Origin of the sequence: Coralliovum pocilloporae, assembly GCF_030845175.1 — a bacterium.
Classification (GTDB): Bacteria; Pseudomonadota; Alphaproteobacteria; order Rhizobiales; family Cohaesibacteraceae; genus Coralliovum; species Coralliovum pocilloporae.
Genome location: NZ_CP132542.1, coordinates 969,000 through 989,893, shown reverse-complemented (window position 1 = coordinate 989,893; position 20,894 = coordinate 969,000). Strand labels below are relative to the sequence as shown.

At 55.5% G+C, this 20,894-nt stretch carries 16 protein-coding genes and 1 pseudogene; 9 read left to right on the top strand and 8 right to left on the bottom strand.

The window, feature by feature from the left end:
• Window positions 1-90 precede the first annotated feature (90 nt).
• From RA157_RS04665 to arfB, 3 genes and pseudogenes are all read left to right on the top strand, one after another.
• A pseudogene (locus tag RA157_RS04665) lies at window positions 91-2,805 on the top strand (EAL domain-containing protein); the annotation flags it as partial.
• 153 nt (window positions 2,806-2,958) lie between these two features.
• Window positions 2,959-3,993: a proline racemase family protein gene (locus tag RA157_RS04660; protein ID WP_350335312.1), complete on the top strand. Its 1,035-nt coding sequence runs from the start codon at window positions 2,959-2,961 to the stop codon at window positions 3,991-3,993.
• Window positions 3,994-4,007: 14 nt separating this feature from the next.
• Complete coding sequence (arfB, locus tag RA157_RS04655) at window positions 4,008-4,427, top strand: alternative ribosome rescue aminoacyl-tRNA hydrolase ArfB (RefSeq protein WP_350335311.1); 420 nt, start codon at window positions 4,008-4,010, stop codon at window positions 4,425-4,427.
• Window positions 4,428-4,442: 15 nt separating this feature from the next.
• Here the strand turns inward: arfB and RA157_RS04650 are convergent, their stop codons facing one another.
• On the bottom strand, window positions 4,443-6,050 hold the full coding sequence (locus RA157_RS04650) for a thiamine pyrophosphate-binding protein (RefSeq protein ID WP_350335310.1): 1,608 nt from the start codon (window positions 6,048-6,050) through the stop codon (window positions 4,443-4,445).
• A 136-nt stretch (window positions 6,051-6,186) separates the two neighbouring features.
• Entirely contained in the window at window positions 6,187-7,821 is a 1,635-nt protein-coding gene (locus RA157_RS04645; protein ID WP_350335309.1) for an acyl-CoA synthetase, read from the bottom strand.
• Window positions 7,822-8,294: 473 nt separating this feature from the next.
• Between RA157_RS04645 and RA157_RS04640 the strand changes: the two genes are divergently transcribed.
• From RA157_RS04640 to RA157_RS04615, 6 genes are all read left to right on the top strand, one after another.
• A complete protein-coding gene (locus RA157_RS04640; RefSeq protein ID WP_350335308.1) occupies window positions 8,295-9,902 on the top strand; it encodes a carboxyl transferase domain-containing protein in 1,608 nt (535 codons plus the stop codon).
• A gap of 9 nt (window positions 9,903-9,911) precedes the next feature.
• Complete coding sequence (locus tag RA157_RS04635; protein WP_350335307.1) at window positions 9,912-11,900, top strand: acetyl/propionyl/methylcrotonyl-CoA carboxylase subunit alpha; 1,989 nt, start codon at window positions 9,912-9,914, stop codon at window positions 11,898-11,900.
• A 66-nt stretch (window positions 11,901-11,966) separates the two neighbouring features.
• Window positions 11,967-12,494: a methylated-DNA--[protein]-cysteine S-methyltransferase gene (locus RA157_RS04630; protein WP_350335306.1), complete on the top strand. Its 528-nt coding sequence runs from the start codon at window positions 11,967-11,969 to the stop codon at window positions 12,492-12,494.
• Window positions 12,495-12,562: 68 nt separating this feature from the next.
• The gene (locus RA157_RS04625; RefSeq protein ID WP_350335305.1) at window positions 12,563-13,240 is read left to right on the top strand and encodes an NnrU family protein; all 678 of its coding nucleotides are present in this window, start codon (window positions 12,563-12,565) and stop codon (window positions 13,238-13,240) included.
• A gap of 105 nt (window positions 13,241-13,345) precedes the next feature.
• Window positions 13,346-14,818, top strand: a complete 1,473-nt coding sequence (locus RA157_RS04620; protein WP_350335304.1) for a hypothetical protein — start codon at window positions 13,346-13,348, stop codon at window positions 14,816-14,818.
• Between the two features lie 79 nt (window positions 14,819-14,897).
• Entirely contained in the window at window positions 14,898-15,548 is a 651-nt protein-coding gene (locus RA157_RS04615) for a L,D-transpeptidase (protein ID WP_350335303.1), read from the top strand.
• A 32-nt stretch (window positions 15,549-15,580) separates the two neighbouring features.
• Here the strand turns inward: RA157_RS04615 and RA157_RS04610 are convergent, their stop codons facing one another.
• The 6 genes from RA157_RS04610 to RA157_RS04585 form a co-directional block, all read right to left on the bottom strand.
• On the bottom strand, window positions 15,581-17,104 hold the full coding sequence (locus RA157_RS04610) for an inorganic phosphate transporter (RefSeq protein WP_350335302.1): 1,524 nt from the start codon (window positions 17,102-17,104) through the stop codon (window positions 15,581-15,583).
• Window positions 17,097-17,549, bottom strand: coding sequence for an NUDIX hydrolase (locus tag RA157_RS04605; RefSeq protein ID WP_350335301.1), 453 nt, complete (start codon window positions 17,547-17,549; stop codon window positions 17,097-17,099). Before RA157_RS04605 ends, RA157_RS04610 begins: the two co-directional genes overlap by 8 nt.
• A 202-nt stretch (window positions 17,550-17,751) precedes the next feature.
• Window positions 17,752-19,149 carry an adenosylhomocysteinase gene (gene ahcY, locus RA157_RS04600; protein ID WP_350335300.1) on the bottom strand — a complete coding sequence of 466 codons (1,398 nt, stop codon included), beginning with the start codon at window positions 19,147-19,149 and terminating at the stop codon, window positions 17,752-17,754.
• Between the two features lie 180 nt (window positions 19,150-19,329).
• The gene (locus RA157_RS04595; RefSeq protein WP_350335299.1) at window positions 19,330-19,944 is read right to left on the bottom strand and encodes a hypothetical protein; all 615 of its coding nucleotides are present in this window, start codon (window positions 19,942-19,944) and stop codon (window positions 19,330-19,332) included.
• A 139-nt stretch (window positions 19,945-20,083) separates the two neighbouring features.
• Window positions 20,084-20,380: an HPr family phosphocarrier protein gene (locus RA157_RS04590; protein WP_350335298.1), complete on the bottom strand. Its 297-nt coding sequence runs from the start codon at window positions 20,378-20,380 to the stop codon at window positions 20,084-20,086.
• A gap of 21 nt (window positions 20,381-20,401) precedes the next feature.
• Window positions 20,402-20,800: a PTS sugar transporter subunit IIA gene (locus tag RA157_RS04585; RefSeq protein WP_350335297.1), complete on the bottom strand. Its 399-nt coding sequence runs from the start codon at window positions 20,798-20,800 to the stop codon at window positions 20,402-20,404.
• Between the last annotated feature and the right edge of the window lie 94 nt (window positions 20,801-20,894).

Below are 20,894 nucleotides of genomic sequence, written 5' to 3'. Positions count from 1 at the left end.
GAATTATTATTCTCCCTTGATCTGCATTCGGCATCTTTCTGACCGAACTGCGATCTTTATGCCGGGTGGCAGGGGAGAGTGGCGGAAAACATGTTGATGGGTTTGAGGAAATCACCTGTTCTCGTGATCTGCCTTGCGTTCACGCTGCATTTTTTCGGCCTTTTTGAACCGGTTGATCGTTTCCTGCGCGATATGCGGTTCAGCGCTGACAATCGTGCGCCTACCGGTGATATTGTTCTCATTGATATTGATGCGGCAAGCATAGAAAAGCTTGGAGCATGGCCCTGGAAACGGCGTATCTATGGCGACATTATTGATCGGCTCAATACCCTCGGTGTCAGTGAGATTGCGTTCGATATCGATTTCAGCAGCCCATCAAATCCTTATGATGATGCCTTGTTCGCCAAGGCCATTGAACGTTCGGACGCGCTGGTCATTCTTGCCGCCTTCAATCAACCGAAATCGGTTTTGTCGGAGGAGCTGCACGGCAACAGTGCCATTTCTCAACTGGGCGATCTGAGCTGGCCTGCCAGTGTCAATGTCTTTCCCGACCCAGACAGTGTGATCCGGACTTTTCCATTCGGTGAAGAGATCAATGGTGAGCCGGTGCAGTCCATTGCTGCGGTCCTCGGTGGGTTTTCTGGTGGCACGGATGGGGCCTATCTGATTGATTTCGGTATCAGGGCTGATCTGATCGAACATATTCCGGTCCATGACCTGCTCAATGGTTCTGTTCCCGCCGAGCAGCTGAATGGTCGTAAGGTGATTGTCGGTGCCAGTGCAGCTGAGCTTCGGGATTTCTTTGCCATACCCCGATTTGGCATTATTTCGGGTCACTTGCTGCAGGCTGTCGCAGCTGAGACACTGCTTCAGAATCGCGCGTTATTGCAGTCAGATAATCCGATCACGGCAGGCCTGTTGCTGCTTGTTGGAGCGGGGCTTTTCTTTCTTCAGCGTAAGGTACGCTGGAGCCAGATGCTTCTGGCCTGTGTCGTCTTCGCTCTGGCACTAGAGGCAGGTGCGGCCGTCTTACAGGTTGCGTATGCTGATGCGATGCGGACCGCAGCTCTGCATTTTGCGGTTTTCTCCTTCGCAACGTTGATTGTCTTTAGAGAGATCAACCTTGGGAAACTGCTGCAGGTCATCTATGAGAGCCGCATTGAAAATATGCGGATCATCTTTGACAGGGTGATTGCGGACAATTTCGACGGCATCGTCATCGTTCAGGAAGACGGTACAATCCACAATGCTAACCGGGCTGCACTAGCCTTTTTCTCTGAGATTGGGACAGCAAAGAGGTTTGGATCCAAAACCCTGAAAGGTATCCGGTTTCAACTGATAGCTCCAGAAGAAATGGGCGTTGCGGTCGAACAGGCTATCAGTCTGATGCGGTCCGGCGGGTCCCCCAATGGCGGTCCAATCGTGCTCGACTATCGCCCGGACCACGACCAGAGACTGGTGATTGAATATGTGGTGACGGCTTCCTGGCTGGATGGCGGGATGGATCGCTCCGGGCAGGCCAAGCCTGATCAGGTCGTCATCTGTGTCAGTTTCCGGGACATTACCGACAGGAAAATCGCCGAAGAACGCCTTGATTACATGGCACGGTTTGATGAACTGACCGGCTTGCCCAATCGACGCCGGTTCATTGAACTTCTGGACGAACAATCCGAAGAACCGGGCCCGGCTACGGCTGTTCTGCATCTCTCAGTGGACCGATTGCAGCAGGTCAAGGATGCTCTGGGAGGGGATTTCGCGGATTCCATTCTGAAGCAGGTCGTCGTCCGGTTGCGCAGTCTGCTCTGTTCGGGCGATGTTCTGTCAGCGATTGGTGATGGTGAATTCCTGTTATTTGTCGGCAGCCTTGATGACCGGGCCGTTGTTGAGGAACTGGTAAAGTGCACCATTGAGGATGTCAGCCAGCCCTATTACCTGGAAGGCCACGGAGCTGCGATCGGACTGACAGTGGGGATTGCCTATCATGCATCCGGGGTTTCTTACGACAGCCTTGCAAAACGAGCCGGTATTGCTCTGGATGCAGCGCGCGCTCAGACAGGAGTCAGTTTTTCTGTTTTTGATGACAGGATGGAGTCGCGGATCAAGACCCGTCAGGCTCTTGAGCTTGACCTTTGGAAGGCTTTTGAACGGGATCAGTTCTCTGTCTACTATCAGCCGCAGATCTCTCTGTCTTCTGGCAAGCTTATCGGGGCTGAGGCTCTGGTTCGCTGGATCCATCCGGAGCGCGGGCCGGTATCTCCGGGTGAGTTTATACCGATCGCCGAACAATCCAATCTGATTGTTGATCTGGGTGCGTGGATTCTGGAGCGCGCCTGTTTGGAAGCGGCCAAATGGCCGAATGATTTGAAGGTTGCCGTCAACCTGTCTCCTGTCCAGTTCATGCAGGGTGATGTGGTCAAGACGGTTGAAAGAGCCCTCGAGCGGTCACACCTGCCTGTGTCCCGACTTGACCTGGAAATCACGGAAAGCCTGTTTGTGGAGGACAGTGACCACATTCTGTCCCTGATGCAGCAGATCAAGGATATGGGTCTCCGTTTTGCACTGGATGACTTCGGCACGGGTTACTCATCGCTTGGTTATATCCAGAGCTTTCCCATCGACAAGATCAAGATCGATCAGTCCTTTGTCCGGGGTATCGGGCTTGATTCCCAGTCCCTTGCCATCATCCGTTCTGTGGCAACGCTTGCAACGGACCTGAACATGGAAACAGTGGCGGAAGGTATCGAGACGCCCGAGCAACAGGCTCTGTTGCATCTGGCCGGCTGCACTTACGGTCAGGGCTATCTCTATGGCAAACCGATGCCGACTGCGGACTGGGAACGCCTGATCGGACAATTCGAGCCGGTGAAAGCACCTTTGATAGCAGTTTCTTAAGACCAAAAGACTTGCGTTAATCACCGTCCGACATCACTCTGCCGTTGAGCAAAAGAGGTGATCCGAATGCGCTGGACAAAAACACTGACAATGGTTGAGGCCCATGCGGAAGGCGAAGTGGGCCGCGTGGTGACCGGCGGTGTGTTGACTGTGCCCGGCGAAACCATGCTTGAAAAGATGAACTATCTCAACGATGTGGATGACAGTCTGCGCCGGTTCTGTGTCTTTGAGCCACGCGGCTCTGCCCAGATGAGTACCAATCTTCTGTTTCCACCATCAAGACCGGACGCGGATGCAGGCTTTATCATCCTGCAGGGAGACAGAGCCCATGCCATGTCAGGGTCAAACTGTATCTGCGTTGTGACTGTGCTGCTTGAAACCGGCATTGTGCCGATGACAGAGCCTGAAACCGTCGTAAAGCTTGATACACCTGCCGGGCTGGTTACAGCCAGGGCGCTGTGTCATGACGGCAAATGCGAGCGTGTTGTCCTGGATATGGTTCCCGGTTTTGTTGAGCATCTCGACTATCGGATTGATGTTCCAGGCCTTGATCCTGTGACAGTCGATATTGCCTTTGGCGGGGTTTATTATGCCCTGATAGACCCCAAACAGTTCGGGCGGGTAATTGAACCGGATCAGGCACGGGCACTGGTCGATATTGGCAGTCGGGTTCACCGTGCCTTGAATGAGACGGTGCTTCTCAATCATCCGACGGAGCCATCGCTCAACACGATTTCCTACACCATGTTTGTGGACCAGCGTGAGGATGGAGCGCTGATCGGCGGAACGGTCCTGCCGCCCGGGCGGTTCGACCGGTCACCCTGCGGAACCGGTAATACAGCACGCATGGCGGTCCGCCATGCCCGCGGAGAGGTTTCTGTCGGCGACAAGGTTGAGGCTTGTTCGATTATTGGCAGCCGTTTCAACGCGGAACTGATTGGTGAGACCCGTGTGGGTGACCGTCCGGCTACATTGACGCGCCTGTCGGGACGGGGCTGGATCCATGGCTTGCATCAGATCGGCGTTGATCCGACAGATCCCTATCCGCAGGGGTTCCTTTTGTCTGATACCTGGGGGGACGCCTTTGACCTCCTGCTGTAACCGGGGCTGGTGAAATGATTGAGATCACCAGAACCATTTCGATTTCCGAGGATGAGCTTGAGGAGACTTTCGTGCGCGCGGCAGGGCCGGGCGGGCAGAATGTCAATAAGGTCTCGACGGCCGTTCAGTTGCGCTTCGATATCAGGCACTCTCCATCCCTGCCTGATTATGTGAAGGCCAGAGCGGAGCAATTGGCAGGCAAGCGACTGACCAAGGATGGTGTGATTGTCATTTCGGCCATGCGGCACAGAACCCAGGATATGAACCGCTCGGATGCGCTTGAACGGCTTGTGACGCTTCTGAAAGAAGCGGCTCACCGCGATCCGCCACGGCGACCGACCAGGCCCAGCAGAGCCTCTCAGAAGCGCCGGATGGACAAGAAGACAAAGCACGGCGCGTTAAAGAAACTGCGCCGTGACAAGCCTGAGTTTTGACCCTGGCCGGATGCTTCAGATGCGGCCGTCATAGGCTTGTCGGCCAATAATGGCAGCAATGACCGTAAACGTATCGCGGTCAAAACTCTCTTTGATCGCGGATTGCAGGGCTTCCCTGTCCCTGACAGCGAAACCATGGCCGCCCATAGCCCTGGCGACTGCGGGAAAATCGGTCCCGGCGAATTCGACACCAAGATTGGGCATCTGCATGCCGCGTTGTTTCAGTTCGATCAATGCCAGTTGTTCATCAACAAAAACAACCACAGGCAGGCCGAGTTTCAGGTCACGGGCCGTGGCCAGTTCGCCAAGGAACATTTCAAGCCCCGCATCTCCCACAAAGGCAATGACGGGCCGGTCCGGCTCTGCCAGCTTGCGGCCAATCGCGAGGGGCACGGCGGAGCCCATGGTGCAAAGGGCCGAGGACTGGAGAACCCCGCGTGGCACATAGGTATCCCAGACCTGACTGAGGACAATGCGGTGAGCGCCTGAATCCATGGTGACCACTGTATCGCGCGGTGTGACCGAACGGATGGCGTCGGAAATGGCAGATGGACCCCAGTTTTCATTAAGGTTCTTGGAGGCGACGATATCTGCACGCAAGGCTTCTGCGCGCCCGCCCGCCCAGCTTTCAGTGACTGAACTTCCATCCGCAATGGTGTTCAGGGTCGCAGAAATATCACCGATAATGTTCAGTGCTGACTGATGCATATAGTGGTGATTGACCTCAGAGGTGATGTCGATAACACGGTCGTCCGGTGTCCAGGGATCCTGCCAGCCTACGCGCATCTCGATCGGATCGTATCCTGCAAGCAGAATACAATCGGACTCCTTGATGAACGGCAGTACGAGCTTGTCAATCTTCGGAGAAAGCCCGGCTGCACCCAGTGAAAGCGGGTCATCCTCGGGCAGAATGCCTTTGCCTTTATAGGTGGTGATCAGCGGGATGGAATGGGCCTGGCAGAATGCCGCCACATCATCCTGGGCATTCTGGTTGATGGCATCCACACCGGCGATCATCACGGGCTTTCGGGCTTCCTTGAACCAGTGCCGGGCTGTGGTGAGTGTCGGGCTGTCCGCAGGAACCATTGCCACGGCGTCCTGTCGTTGAGGGGTCAGCCAGATGTCCCGCATTTCTTTCTGCACATCGATTGGCACGTCCAGAACCACAGGACCCGGGCGACCTTCAGTGGCGATAGCGACGGCCTTATCGATCAGAATGCCTGCGGTTCCTGGTTCCACCCTGAACACAGCCTTTGCGATCGGTTCGCACAGTTTGACATGATCAAAGATCTGATGTGTATAGGTTTGGCGCTCGATGGCAGGGGCGCAGCCGGTCAGCACGATCATCGGCACGCGGTCCTGCATGGCGTTGGCGATAACATTGGCCGCGTTGGCAAGGCCGGGGCCGATGGTCGCGAACAGGACTGCCGGGGCACCATCGGCATGATGAACCCCTTCGCCCATGAAACCGGCGCAGTTCTCATGTTTGGTCAGGGTAATGCGCAGGCCTGCCCGGTCGAGGGAATCCATGAGAGCGAGGACTTCCCCGCCCGGTATGCCAAAGGCGTGACGACATCCGGCCTGATAAAGGCGGGCGGCAATAATATCTGCGGCTGACTGCATGAGGGTCGTTCCGAAATCTTCAAAGAGTGATTATTCGCGGCGGATCATATGGGAAGGGCTTGAACCATGCCAATGAGGTTTTCTCAAGAACTGCTCAAGATATCATGATGTGAATATGTGTCTCTACTCTGAGAACTCAAGCGTCAAGTTCCGCGCAGGCCTGTTCTCTCAGACTGCGTCGGATGATCTTTCCGGTTGTTGTCATTGGCAAGGCATCCACAAAGGCGACCTCACGTGGATACTCGTGGGCTGCCAGACGCGACTTGACCCAGGCTTTGATTTCATCCGCCAGCTCGTCACCTGGCAGCGTGCCGTCCTCAAGGAGGATATAGGCTTTGACGATTTCGGTCCTCTGAGGGTCCGGTTTGCCGACGACACCAGCCATGCGCACGGCAGGATGCCCAAGCAGACAGTCTTCGATTTCCCCTGGGCCAATCCTGTAACCTGATGAGGTGATGACATCATCATCCCGCCCGACAAAGCGAATCCAGCCGTCCTCGCTCAGAAGGCCTGTGTCGCCGGTCAGAAGCCAGTCACCGGCAAACTTCTGTTCTGTTGCCTGCTGATTGTTCCAGTATTGAAGAAACATGACAGGATCAGGTCTTTTGACGGCAATATTGCCGAGAGTACCCGGTGGCAGAATCTCTCCCTTGTCTGACACGATTGCCAGTTCATGGCCGGGGACGGGGCGTCCCATAATGCCGGGGCGGGCTTCCATCAGTTTTGCGCAGGACGAGACGATCATGTTGCATTCGGTCTGGCCGTAGAATTCATTGATCGTGAGGCCGAATGTCTTTCGTCCCCATTCAATCAGTTCGGTGCCGAGCGTTTCCCCGCCGCTTGCTATGGTGCGCATGGCGAATGTCCAGCGTTTTTCCGGCTCCGGTTCAGAGCGCATCAATTTCAGGGCCGTTGGTGGCAGGAAGGCATTGCGGATCTGCTGTTCGGCAATCAGCTCAAAAGCGGCTTCTGCCGTGAATTTCTCAAACCGCCTGGCAACCACGGGAACACCATGATGAAGAGCCGGCATGAGGACATCGAGGAGACCGCCTATCCAGGCCCAGTCAGCCGGTGTCCATATGCGGTCACCGGGTTGGGGAAAGAGATCATGACTCATTTCCACGCCGGGCAGGTGGCCGAGAAGAACGCGGTGTGCATGAAGCGCGCCCTTCGGCTGGCCGGTGGTGCCAGAGGTATAGATGAGGATAGCGGGATCGTCCGCACGGGTTTTGACCGGTTCGAAATGAGTTGACTGGTCAGCAAGCCCGGCATGGAGATCAAGGCTGCCGTCATGGGAACCGTCGATGGTCAGAATTGTTGTCAGTGCGGGGAGCGCGTCCCTGATGCCCGACAGTTTTTCTGCCCCGGTCCTGTTGGTCAGCACCACCTTTGCGCCGGAATTTGACAGCCGATAGGCCAGAGCTTCCTCACCAAACAGCATGAAAAGCGGAATGGAAATGCAGCCAAGCTTGTGAGCTGCGATATGACCGGATGCTGTTTCAACACTTTGGGGAAGCAAAATCCCAATCCGGTTCCCACGCGCCACACCAAGTGAGGAGAGCAGGTTGGCGAGCTGATTGGACATATCCTTGAGTGCACCAAAGGTGACGTGGCTGACCTGTCCATTGTCACCCACATCAATCAGAGCCAGGCGATCCGGTTCCCTGTTGGCCCACTTGTCGCAAATATCGACGCCAATATTATAAAATTCAGGAATCTGCCAATCAAAGCCATTGCACAGTTCATCATAGGAATCAGCGTCGGGCAGCATGGTGCCGGGTCTCCCTTTTCATCCAGACTGCATTTTCTTTACAGGCTGAGGAGTGGATTTAGGGTTCAGACTCATAAATTCCGTCCATTCTGTCTACGAGAAAGACACAGAATGGACGGAAATCAGGACGCAGGACAGGTGGATCCTATTCAAGTCCTGATTCGTGTGCAGGCTGTGTCTTGCCCGTAGACCCGAAGGGCGGGGATGTTTTCCAGCCCGGCTTTGTTGGAAATCTTTGAAAGCCATCTAGGCTTCCTGCAGATTTCCGCCGCGCCGAACAGAAAACCATCCTCCGCAGAACGGATGGAATTTATGAGTCTGAACCCTAGAAGACTTCATCCATGCCTGGGCAGCTGACGTTATGTTATCCCCGCTTTCGATTGTGATCGGATATGGCGTCCTGTGCATCAATGGCTTAGGGTTTGGGTTCTGAGTTCAGAACTCTGGGTTTGGTGAACAGGCGGAGGATAGGAGTGGCGGTTCTCAAAAGTGAGATCAGTCCCGCGTCACCGGGATTTGCGGACAATGTTGCGGCGATGCAAGACGCCATGGCAGAGGTCGAAGGCGCTGTCGGTTCGGCACTTGCCGGTGGTGGAGATGCTGCGCGCGCCAGGCATGAGGCCCGTGGCAAGATCCTGCCACGTGAGCGTGTCAGTCGTCTGCTGGATCCCGGTTCCCCGTTTCTCGAAACAGGGCTTTTTGCGGCTCATGACATGTATGATGGTGCCGCACCCGCCGCAGGTGTCATCACCGGTGTTGGCCGGGTCTCCGGGCGCGACTGTATGATCGTTGCCAATGATGCCACTGTTAAGGGTGGTACGTATTATCCGATGTCGGTGAAGAAGCATCTCCGCGCTCAGGAAATCGCCGCTGAGAATAATCTGCCCTGTATCTATCTGGTGGATTCCGGTGGGGCCAATCTGCCCAATCAGGATGAAGTGTTTCCGGACAGGGACCATTTTGGGCGGATTTTTTTCAACCAGGCCAACATGTCGGCCAACGGTATTCCGCAGATTGCTGTTGTGATGGGGTCGTGCACCGCCGGTGGAGCCTATGTGCCGGCTATGTCGGATGAGACGATTATCGTCCGAGAACAGGGCACGATCTTTCTTGCGGGTCCGCCACTGGTGAAGGCTGCGACAGGCGAAGAGGTCACGGCGGAAGATCTGGGTGGTGGTGATGTACACACCAGACTGTCCGGTGTTGCGGACCATCTGGCGCGGGATGATGCCCATGCTCTGGCTCTGGCGCGCCGATCAATTGCTGATCTGAACCGTCCGAAGCTGATGGATGTGGAGCTTCAGACCCCGGAAGACCCGCTTTATGATCCGGCCGAGATTGCCGGAATTGTTCCCCAGGATTTAAGGCAACCCTATGACATCAGGGAAGTGATTGCACGGCTGGTGGATGGGTCCCGGTTTGATGAATTCAAAGCCCGCTATGGCACGACCCTGGTAACGGGCTTTGCCCATATCCATGGTATGCCGGTGGGGATTATTGCCAATAACGGGGTGCTGTTTTCGGAAAGCGCAGTCAAGGGCGCGCATTTTGTCGAACTCTGCTGCCAGCGGCGTATTCCTCTGGTGTTCCTGCAGAATATCACCGGGTTTATGGTCGGGCGCAAATATGAGACTGGCGGCATCGCCAAGGATGGAGCCAAGCTTGTAACCGCTGTGGCGTGCGCAAGGGTGCCGAAAATCACCATGCTGGTTGGTGGGTCTTTCGGCGCAGGAAACTATGGCATGTGTGGTCGGGCTTATTCGCCGCGCTTCCTCTGGACATGGCCCAACAGCCGGATATCCGTGATGGGTGGTGAGCAGGCCGCCGGCGTTCTGGCGACAGTTCGACGTGACGGAATTGAGCGGAAGGGCGGCGCGTGGTCCGAAGAGGAGGAAATGGCGTTCAAGCAACCGATCATTGATCAGTTCGAGCATCAGGGACATCCGCTCTATGCATCGGCCCGTCTCTGGGATGACGGGATTATCGATCCGCGCAAGAGCCGCGACGTGCTGGCGCTGTCCCTGTCTGCCAGCCTGAATGCCCCTGTTCCTGAAACGCGCTTCGGCGTTTTCCGTATGTGAGGCCGGACCATGTTCAGATCTCTTCTGATTGCGAATCGCGGCGAAATCGCCTGTCGGATTATCCGGTCTGCCAGAGAGCTCGGGATTCACACCGTAGCCGTCTATTCGGATGCGGATGTGAATGCGATGCATGTAACGCTTGCTGATGAAGCATATCGGATTGGCCCTCCAGCTGTTGCTGAAAGCTATCTCAAAGGTGACCGGATTATTGAAGCGGCCCGGAAAGCGGGTGCAGACGCAATCCATCCCGGTTACGGCTTTCTGTCGGAGAATCCTGAATTTGTTGAAGCGGTTGAGGCTGCAGGCCTTGTCTTTGTTGGGCCACCTGCATCTGCAATTCGGGATATGGGGCTGAAAGATGCTGCCAAGGCTCTGATGGAAGAGGCCGGTGTGCCCGTGGTTCCCGGCTATCACGGGGACAATCAGGATGCGGCTTTTCTGGCATCTGAGGCCGACAAGATCGGCTATCCGGTTCTGATCAAGGCGCGTGCCGGTGGCGGAGGCAAGGGCATGCGACTGGTGGAACAACCGGACGCCTTTGAGGCTGCGCTTGAGGCTGCCCAGAGAGAGGGGCAATCGAGTTTCGGCGATGGTCGGGTTCTGATCGAGAAATACATCACCTCTCCGCGTCATATTGAGATCCAGGTGTTTGGTGACAGTCATGGCAATGTGGTGCATCTGTTCGAGCGGGACTGTTCTCTTCAGCGCCGCCATCAGAAGGTCATCGAGGAAGCACCTGCCCCGGGTATGACGGACGCAATGCGCCAGGCCATGGGGGCCGCGGCTGTCAAGGCGGCAAAGGCCGTGGGCTATCAGGGTGCCGGGACTGTCGAGTTTATCGTTGACGGGTCAGACGGGCTCAAACCCGATCGCTTCTGGTTCATGGAAATGAATACCCGCCTGCAGGTGGAACATCCGGTCACTGAGCTGATCACCGGGCTTGATCTGGTTGCCCTGCAACTGGCTGTCGCATCCGGTGCGGTTCTGCCGTTCGCGCAGGATGATCTGACCTTGAACGGCTGGGCTTTTGAGGCTCGGCTTTATGCGGAAGACCCGTCAAGAACCTTCATGCCCGCCACTGGCAAACTGCATCATCTGTCCTTGCCTGAGGAGCTTGCCCGTATTGATACAGGGGTGCGGCAGGGGGATGTGATCACTCCGTTTTATGATCCGATGATCGCGAAGGTCATTGTGCATGGCCCCAACCGGGATGCCGCGCTGAACCGCTTGTGGCAGGCCCTTACAGCGACAGAGGCAGTTGGATGCACGACCAATGCTGATTTTCTGGCGCGTCTGACCCGACAGGCAGATTTCTCCAGGGGGGATGTGGATACTGGTCTGATTGAGCGGCATCTGGATGATCTGACTGCTCCGGCTGAACCTCCAAAGGGCGCGTTTGCAGTGGCGGGGTTGTTTGCCCTCGGGCTCTTGAAACCGAAAGAGGGAACCGATCCATGGGAGACCCTGTCCGGCTGGCGTCACTGGAGCGAGGCGCGGCAGCATATCAGTCTCGATTATCAGGGAGACCGGTCCGATCTGTTGGTGACTGCGCAGGGGGGAGGGCGCTTTACGGTGACGGTGGCAGATGAGGAAATCGGGGTCTCTGTTCGTGATACGGATGGTGACCGGTATCGCCTCGATCTTGGTGGCCGCATCGTAACGGCAACAATTATTCCGTCTGACGGACGGGTCTCTGTTCTGCATCAGGGTCGGATGTATGTGTTCGAACTGCCAGACCTTCTGGCTGACGCTGATGATGCGGCTGGTGGTGATACAACATTGACGGCACCGCTGCCGGGGGTCATCACCAAGCTGTTTGTTGCTGATGGCGATATCATTGACGTGGGGCAGCCGGTTCTTGTGATGGAAGCCATGAAGATGGAACATACCTTGACGGCTTCTGTGGCCGGGCGGGTTGATTTGCTGTTTGATGGTGTCGGCGCGCAAGTGGAAGATGGCAGCCTGCTGGCTCGCGTCATGCCTCCCGAGCAGACGTAACCGGAAACGGGCGGCGTGGCATAACATCCCCTGTTATGATGATTGCTCTCTCAGGGAGATTCGATCATGGCTGATGATCTCATTCGATATACAATTCTCGACAGCGCGATCGGGCCGCTGCTGATTGGCGGTGATGCGGATCATCTGACCTTCATGCATTTCCCCGAAAGCGATCGGTTACGACAGCCAGCGGAGACCTGGCGACGGGATGATGCAGGTTTTTCGGAAGCTTGCGCCCAGCTTGATGCCTATTTTGCCGGTGAGCTGACAGAGTTTGATCTGGATTACCGTCTGGATGGCACGGAGTTCCAGAAATCGGTCTGGGCTCAGCTTGAACAGATCCCGTTCGGGGAAACATGGTCTTATGGTGACGTGGCCAGGCGGCTTGGTAATCCTGGTGCCAGCCGGGCGGTCGGGCTGGCCAACAATGCCAATCCTCTGCCTGTGATTGTGCCCTGTCACCGCGTGATTGGTGCCAATGGTGCTCTGGTCGGGTTTGGTGGCGGGCTTGATCTGAAGGTCTGGCTGCTCCGTCACGAGAATATTCCGGTTCCCGGCGATCCTCCCCGCGACCAAATGCAGTTTGCATTTTAGAACACGCGCTTTTATGGCTCGATCAGAAGATGTCCGGGATCATATCGAGTGTGTGAGTGAAGCTGATCATGATTGAGTTCGTTCTGTCGATTGTTGTGTTTCTTGCAGCGCATGTTCTGCCACGCAAACTGGCTCTGCGTGAGAGGTTGATCCCTGTCATCGGGCGGCCCGCCTATATGGTGCTCTATTCCGGCCTGTCACTGGGGCTTCTGGTCTGGATTATCTCGGCTGCAGCACGCGGCCCCTATATTGAACTGTGGTCCTTCGCTGTCTGGCAGGCCTGGGTGCCGATTGCAGTGATGCCTGTTGCCTCAATCCTGTTTTTTGCTGGCAGTCTGGTGCCCAACCCTCTCTCTGTCGGATTCCGGAAGGGGGATGCGAACCGGATACCGTCTGCACTGGGGGTGCTGTCGCGTCATCCTATTCTTTGGGCCTTCGGTCTGTGGGCCCTGTCTCATATTCCGCCAAATGGTGATCTGATTTCTGTCCTGCTGTTCGGCAGTTTTGCATTCTTCGCGCTTATGGGCAGCTTTGGTTTTGACAAGCGCATGCAACGGCTGATGGGACGAGAGGCCTGGCTGTCGGCCGTATCGGGTGCTGGCGCAGTCCCGTTCATCAGGGTGAGAGGACTGAAAACCGCGTCCGTTCTGATCGGCGGAAGTCTGGGGCTGATCATCTATATGGGATTCATGCATGGAGCCCACCTGTGGCTGATTGGTGCTGACCCGGTGGCTCTCGTGCGTTAACTGCAAATGTGTCCTGTTCTGGTGATTTCCGTTCTTTTCCGCTAGTATCAGAGAAAATGCACTCCATTCGTGTGTTGCGTTCTGTTTGGGGGAGGGCGTTGGACCATGTCGAAGACACGGTTTCAGATTTTTCTGTCGACACTTTTTGATCTGTTCAGCCAGGGGCGGATGATCCTGCTTGGCAGTTATCTGATTGTTCTCTATCTCTTCTGTATTCTTGCGGTCGTCCTGACGCTTGCAGCGCACCAGATGCAGCACAAGGCGCAGAGTCTCCAGATCAATGGTGAAGCGGTGTCCATTTCGATGGTCAAGGATATCGCGCTTTATCTAGACAAGCTGAGCGATCGCGAGGATCGCAATCGTGCCTACCGGGATGATGTTCAGCAGGCCAATGACAGCCTGAAAGCTCTTCAGGAAGTGAAGCTGAAGGAGAGTGAGGCGGTCTCCGCCCTGAAAATCCAGATCCGCAAGAAAGTTTACGAAGCGGTCTCTCCTGAGGCTATGGCCGGGATACGCGAGCGCTATCCAACCACTTACAGCACGATGGAGTCTTTTGTGAATTACGCGATCGAGATCGCGGATTCAACGGCCCAGCTTGATGTCGGGAAGCTGACGGAATTGCGCCTGTCCTACGAGGCGGCTGTAACCAGACGTAATGCTGTACAGGATCGGATTGACGTGCAAATCCGGCAGATCAGCGCCATTGAAGCGGGCAAACCTGATCTTGAAAACGAAAAGAGCCTGCAAAGTCAGATTACCGACGTACGGGAATATGTGCAGAAGGTCACGGGCTATACGTTCAAGGTCAGTGGCGAGGTGAAGGATGGTGAGAACAAGGAATTCGTCAAGCTCCACAAGATTGCCAGCGAGTTCCAGAGCCTCAAGAGCATAGAGAAAAGCTATATTCCAATCTTCAAACTGGTGTCACTGCAGCCTGAAATCCTCATTCTGATCCTTGTGATGGTCATGGGTATGCTGGGTGGTCTGATCCATCTGACCCAGGGTTTCCTCTATGGGGAGCGTAACGAATCTCCATCCTATTATATTTTCCGGCCCATACTGGGCGTTTCCGCTGCAGTCACGATTTACATCCTGGCAAAGGCCGGTGTGCTGGTGGTCGCTGATCCGTCCACTGCCAGCGGATCGGGCAACAGCCTGAGCCCGTTCTTTGTCTCGTTTCTTGCAATCGTGTCGGGCCTGATGGCCCAGAATGCGCTGGGGAATGTGCACCGGGCCGGGGAAAACCTGTTTAAGCCTGCAAATCTGGCTGGCAAGGGGCGCTGGGCGTTCGGTGTGGAAGCTGCTTTGGCCAGGAGCGAAGCTGCGGGTGGTGAGCGGACACGCAAGAACCTGATTGCACTTCTGGGCGAATCCGAAGGGGTTGTGAACGACTGGATACGCGGTACGACGGAGACACCGGAACACGCACAGAAAGCGATTGCGGCCTGGGTCAACCAGCCGGTTCATCTGCTGTTCCATGACTTGAAAACCAGCGACCAGCCAGAAGAAAAGGCGATGCCTGAGAACAAGCCGGAAGCTGGCAAGGCTGTGCCTGCACCATCGGATGATGAGAATTGATAGGCTGCAGACTTGTGAAGAAACCATCTTCAGTGTAGGCAGTATCGCATGGTTTTTCAGGGATGGTGGGCCTCAGCCGATGACTTGGACTGTAACACGCAATGGATTGCTCGCAGGTGCTCTGGCTCTTGGACTGGCTGGATGTAATACGCTGAACCTTGCTGATTTCCCGCAGGCGGGTGTCACGGATTATGCGGCGCTTTACTCATCCCTGCCGGAAGAACAGTTCCCGATTAATGCCCTGAACGTGGAACGGATCCCGGAACAGAACCGTCGTGTTCTGGTTGATTATGAAACCGATGAGAAGCGTGGCACTCTGGTCATCAACACAAAGGACAAGTTTCTTTATCTGGTGCTTGGTCAGGACAAGGCACTGCGCTATCGCGTTGGTGTAGGTCGGGCCGGATATTCCTGGTCAGGACGCGCGAAAGTCGGCTGGAAGCGTGAATGGCCGAAATGGACGCCGACAAAAGAGATGATCCAACGCCGTCCGGTACTGCGTCGCTATGAAGATGGCATGGACCCGGGTCTGAGTAATCCGCTTGGCGCGCGGGCTCTCTATCTGCTTGAGAATGGCATCGATAACTATTACCGCATCCATGGCACCAACAAGCCGGGGTCTGTGGGGACGGCTGCTTCCAGCGGTTGCATTCGCCTCTATAATCACGACATTATTGACCTTTATGAGCGGGTCAAGCCCAATGCGGATGTGGTCGTCGAACACAGCTAGAACCTCAATCCGTTTCAGGATGTAGCGGCTGATCAGACGCTGATGGACAGTGCTGACAGAACAGCAAAGATGAAGGCTGACAGCAGGGCTGTCAGCGGCACGGTGATGACCCATGCCGTGCTGATTGTCAGGATATGCGACCGGCGTACAAGTTTGCGTCTCTGGTAGGCCTGAAGCTGAAACTTGTCCGCGGTCCCGCTGGCGGTCCCGTTGGCGGTCTTTGACTGGAGGCTTTTTGATTTAAGCCGACTGCCCCGTTGAAAGGCGGTTCTGAACTCACGGGCAAAGCCCACCCCGAACAAGGCGCCGATTGTAATATGCGTTGTGCTGACCGGCAGGCCCAGTGTGCTGGCAAGCAGGACCGTTGATGTGGCTGCAAGGGCAATGCAAAAGGCACGGATCGGATTCATGCGGGTGATCTCGTGACCGACCAGCCTGACCAGGCGTCTGCCAAAGAGCAGGAGCCCGGATGATATCCCCAGAGCCCCCAGAACCAGGACCCAGAACGGGACAGTGCTTGTGGTTGAGATCCGACCTGTCTGAACGGTTTCCAGAATGGCGGCCACAGGGCCAATCGCGTTGGCGATATCGTTGGCACCGTGCGCGAAGGACAGAAGTGCAGCGGCTACAAGCAGAGGAAAACGAAAGAGCTGTCTGACGGAGCGCTTGCTGTTCTCAAGCGGCTTTGACTGAAAATGGATCAACGGCCTGCAAAGCGCATATGTGCCTGCGAACAGCAACACTGTTGTCAGGGTCAGTGTTCCCGGCTGTGGCTGCCAGAGATGGGTGAAGCCTTTCAAGATCAGATAATTGATGAATGCACAGGCCATGATGGCCAGAAGCAGCGGTACCCAGAAGCGTGCGGCAGCTATCTTGTTCTGACGCTCCAGAATGCGATCCATTACCAGCAACTGGAGCAGGGCTCCGACAAGGCCACCAAGCAGGGGGGACACCATCCAGCTTGAGGTGACGGCAGCAACAATATTCCAGTTCACAGCAGAAAAACCGGCAGCGGCAATAGCCGCGCCCAGAATGCCGCCAATGACGGAATGTGTTGTTGAAACCGGGGCCCGGAGATAAGTGGCGCAGTGAACCCAGAGAGCGGCGGAAAGAAGAGCCGCCAGCATGGTCAGAACCAGAGCATGGCTACTTGGCATCAGCTCGGCATTGATGATGTCACCCCGGATGGTTTCCACCACCTCACCTCCGGCAATGAGTGCACCGCTGATCTCGAAGGTGGCGGCCATCAGAAGGGCCGTTGTCATGGTCATGGCCTGGGCACCAACCGCTGGTCCCACATTATTGGCCACGTCGTTGGCTCCGATGCTGAGGCCCATGTAAAGACCTAGCAGAATTGCCGTTGCGACCAGAGCGGACTCGAGGTTCCAGCCGGTCGTCAAGGCGATGATCAGCATGCAGACGAGGCCGGCAAGGACGCCGAGGCTGGGGACAGCCAGACGTCGGATCTGGGACCGACCGGCATCTTCAAGGCGGCCGATCTTTGAGAGATCCTTGTCGATAGCCTGTTTTTCGAACTGGCGCGGAGACTCAGACACCTGTTGTCTCCGTTGGGTGGACTGTCAGTTCAGTATCCAGAAGGGTAATGGTCTCAAGAAGCGAGGTCAGTTCCCGCTCGCTGACCATATTCGCGGCATCGCCAGGTGAAACCCAGGCCAGATCCCGCTGGTTCTTTTCAGCCCAGTCGAGCAGGTGATGATCGGCCTTCAAGGCGAAGATGTCGACTTTGCAGGTAACGCGCGAGAAGAAATGAAGGCGCTTTGTATACGTGTACCAGCCGAGTGGTGTGCTGGAGATCGTACCTTTCAGTCCGACTTCTTCGAGCGCTTCGAGCTCGGCCAGTTCGTGAGGTTCAAGCCCATCCTTATGCCACCCCTTTGGCAGAACCCAGCGCCGTGTTTCCCGGCTGGTGGCGAGCAGCAGCAAGGGTTTGTTGTCCACGACAACATAAGGCAGTGCGGCATATTGATTGAACTGATCCATTGTCAATCAAATCCGGGGTTGGAGGGTGGTTCACCAAAGAGACCAAATATGGTCAGTCAGAACCGAATTCAATCTTTGTGGTGCTGTGTAGCCGGCTAATGTGAAGGCGCGCCTGTTTACCTTATAATACGTACTTGGACAACAAGAAACGCCGCATCCGGGCGGGATGCGGCGTTTCAATCTGCATGCGAATTATGACAGATTAATAACGGTAATGCTCAGGCTTGAACGGGCCTTCGACGGGAACGCCGATATAGTCTGCCTGATCCTGGCTGAGGGATGTCAGCTTGACGCCGAGTTTGTCGAGGTGAAGGCGTGCAACCTTCTCATCAAGATGCTTCGGCAGGACATAGACATCGTTCTTGTAGTTGCCATGGCTGTGGAACAGCTCAATCTGGGCCAGGGTCTGGTTGGTGAAGCTCGCAGACATCACAAAGCTCGGGTGACCTGTGGCGCAGCCCAGATTGACCAGACGACCTTCTGCCAGCAGAATTAGCTTCTTGCCATCCGGGAACTTGATCTCGTCAACCTGTGGCTTGATGTTCGTCCATTCATAGTTTTTCAGGGCAGCGACCTGAATTTCACTATCGAAATGGCCAATGTTGCAAACAATGGCGCGGTCCTTCATGTCCCGCATATGATCGATGGTGATCACGTCCTTATTGCCGGTTGTGGTGACAAAAATGTCGCCTTCCGGAGCCGCAACTTCCATCGTCTTGACTTCATAGCCCTGCATGGCAGCCTGAAGAGCACAGATCGGGTCAATCTCTGTGACAATCACGCGGGCACCCTGTGAGCGCAGAGATTCAGCTGAGCCTTTGCCCACATCGCCGAACCCGGCGACGACGGCGACCTTGCCGGAAATCATCACATCGGTGGCGCGTTTGACGCCGTCCACGAGTGATTCGCGGCAACCATAAAGGTTGTCGAATTTCGACTTGGTGACGGAATCGTTCACGTTGATGGCAGGGAAAGGCAGTTCACCTTTCTGAGCCAGCTGATACAGCCGGTGAACACCTGTGGTGGTTTCTTCGGAGACGCCGAGAATGGAATCACGGATCTTGGTGAACCAGCCCGGAGTTGCCTTGGCGCGCTTGAGGATCTGTGCTTTCAGCACTTCTTCCTCTTCGTTGTCCGGGTTCGGGATGACTTCTTCACCAGCGTCGACCTTTGCGCCGAGCAGGATGTACATGGTGGCATCGCCGCCATCATCCAGGATCATGTTGCATGGCTCACCCGGCCAGTCGAAAATGCGATCTACGTAATCCCAGTATTCTTCGAGGGACTCACCTTTGACGGCAAAGACAGGTGTGCCGGTTGCTGCAATCGCGGCTGCGGCATGGTCCTGGGTGGAGAAGATGTTACAGGATGCCCAGCGGACTTCAGCGCCAAGAGCCTGCAGGGTCTCGATCAGAACGGCGGTCTGAATCGTCATGTGCAGGGAGCCGGTGATACGGGCGCCCTTGAGTGGCTGATTTGCACCGAATTCATCGCGGCAGGCCATCAGACCTGGCATTTCGGTTTCTGCAATATCGATTTCTTTCCGTCCCCAGTCGGCCAGCGACAGGTCTTTGACGACAAAATCTTCTGTCTTCGTCATGGCTGTTCTCTCGATCAAGCGGTCAGATGACCCCATGGTTGAACCTTTACTCGGCGGTTTATATAGACCGGAAAGAGTTATGGTTCAATCAAGATATAAAGAATGCTTTATGAGAAATGAAAAAGGTGGAGCATCACTGCTCCACCTTGTCGTCTCTGCAGTTCTTGCGGGCGGGTGTTTTCAGAAACTCACGCCAAGGCTGAAAGAACCGTCCGGGCTTGTAAAATTGAAATCGCTTCCGGTGTGATATGGCTTCGCTCTGTGATCATAGCCAACGAATTTACGTTTGACGACGCGGCCGCTATAGCGATCAATTTTGAATTTGATCCGTTCTCCGTAACGGTTTGTGGCTTTAAAGATAACCAGGCCGTTCCGTTGGCGTCTGTGGGAAAAATTGTGGAATCCCTTGTGCCGCAGTCGTTGAATTGTCTTGCGGACCTGACGCTTGCCATGGGCGCGGTGAGCCTGCTTGTGGCGGACAGACAGAATCTCTCCGGATCTTGCATGAACTTTGATCTTGGCATCCCGACCATAGCTGGTTACGGCGTGGGCGACATAGATCCGGCCTTTGCGACGGATGTCATGAATATTATGAAAGCCATTGCGGCGCAGGATACGGCGGACCTGTTTGCGTCGAATTTCCCGGTGATGAATCTGCTGGACGGTTCTTGTCTGCTCTGTTGCGACACCCGACCAGGTGACGGCGCCTTTTGCGTGGGATGCCTGTACCGCACCCAGTGACAGGGTGGAGGCGGCGATAAGTGACAGAACCAGTTTGCGTGCAACGTATGTCATGTTGGTCTCCTCGGTGCTGGCGGGCGGTGCCCGATCTGTTGAAAAGGAGATTAGCCAAACTTGTCTGTATCCAATCGGAACAGCGCGTTCATATAGCGTTCAGGTAGTATCACAGTTTTTCACACTGGATCACCAGGCGTTATTCGCCTTCGCCAAACTTGTCTCCCACGAGCTCTGTAAGAGCCTTGATTACCTGGTCTGCTTCAGGGCCGGATGCTGCAACATCAATGGTGCAGCCCCGGGATGCGGCCAGCATCATCAGGCCCATGATTGAAGTGCCGCAGACGTTCTGGCCATCTTTTGACACTGTGATCTGTGCAGAGAACTGCTCAACGCACTGAACGAACTTAGCTGATGCTCTGGCGTGAAGACCACGCTGGTTGACGATTGTGAGTGTTGTCTTGATGTCCGCATCAGAAACGGCTTCTACAGTCATAGTGTCTTTGTTATCCCCTGATCAGCCCTGCAGAACCTGACTGGCTACTGTAATATATTTCCGTCCTGAGTCCTGTGCCTCGCTTACAGCTTCTGCGAGGGTGCGGTCCTGTCTGACACTGGCCAGCTTGATCAGCATGGGCAGATTGACCCCTGCAACAACCTCAATGCGGTTTGCTTCCATTACTGAAATGGCCAGATTGGAGGGTGTGCCGCCGAACATATCTGTGAGGAGAACAGCCCCTTCCCCTGTTTCCACACTGGCAATGGCGCCGAGAATATCCTCGCGCCGCTGCTCCATATCATCATCAGGGCCGATGCAGATGGTTTCCAGATGGGATTGAGGACCGACTACATGTTCCAGGGCTGACCTGAATTCCTCTGCCAGGCGTCCATGGGTCACCAATATCAGGCCAATCATGCCGCTTGTATCCTTGTTATGCCCGAGTGAGTCGCAAGACTTTCTCATTGTGTCAGATATCATTGGCTCGTCACACTACAAGTGCAAGTGCCAA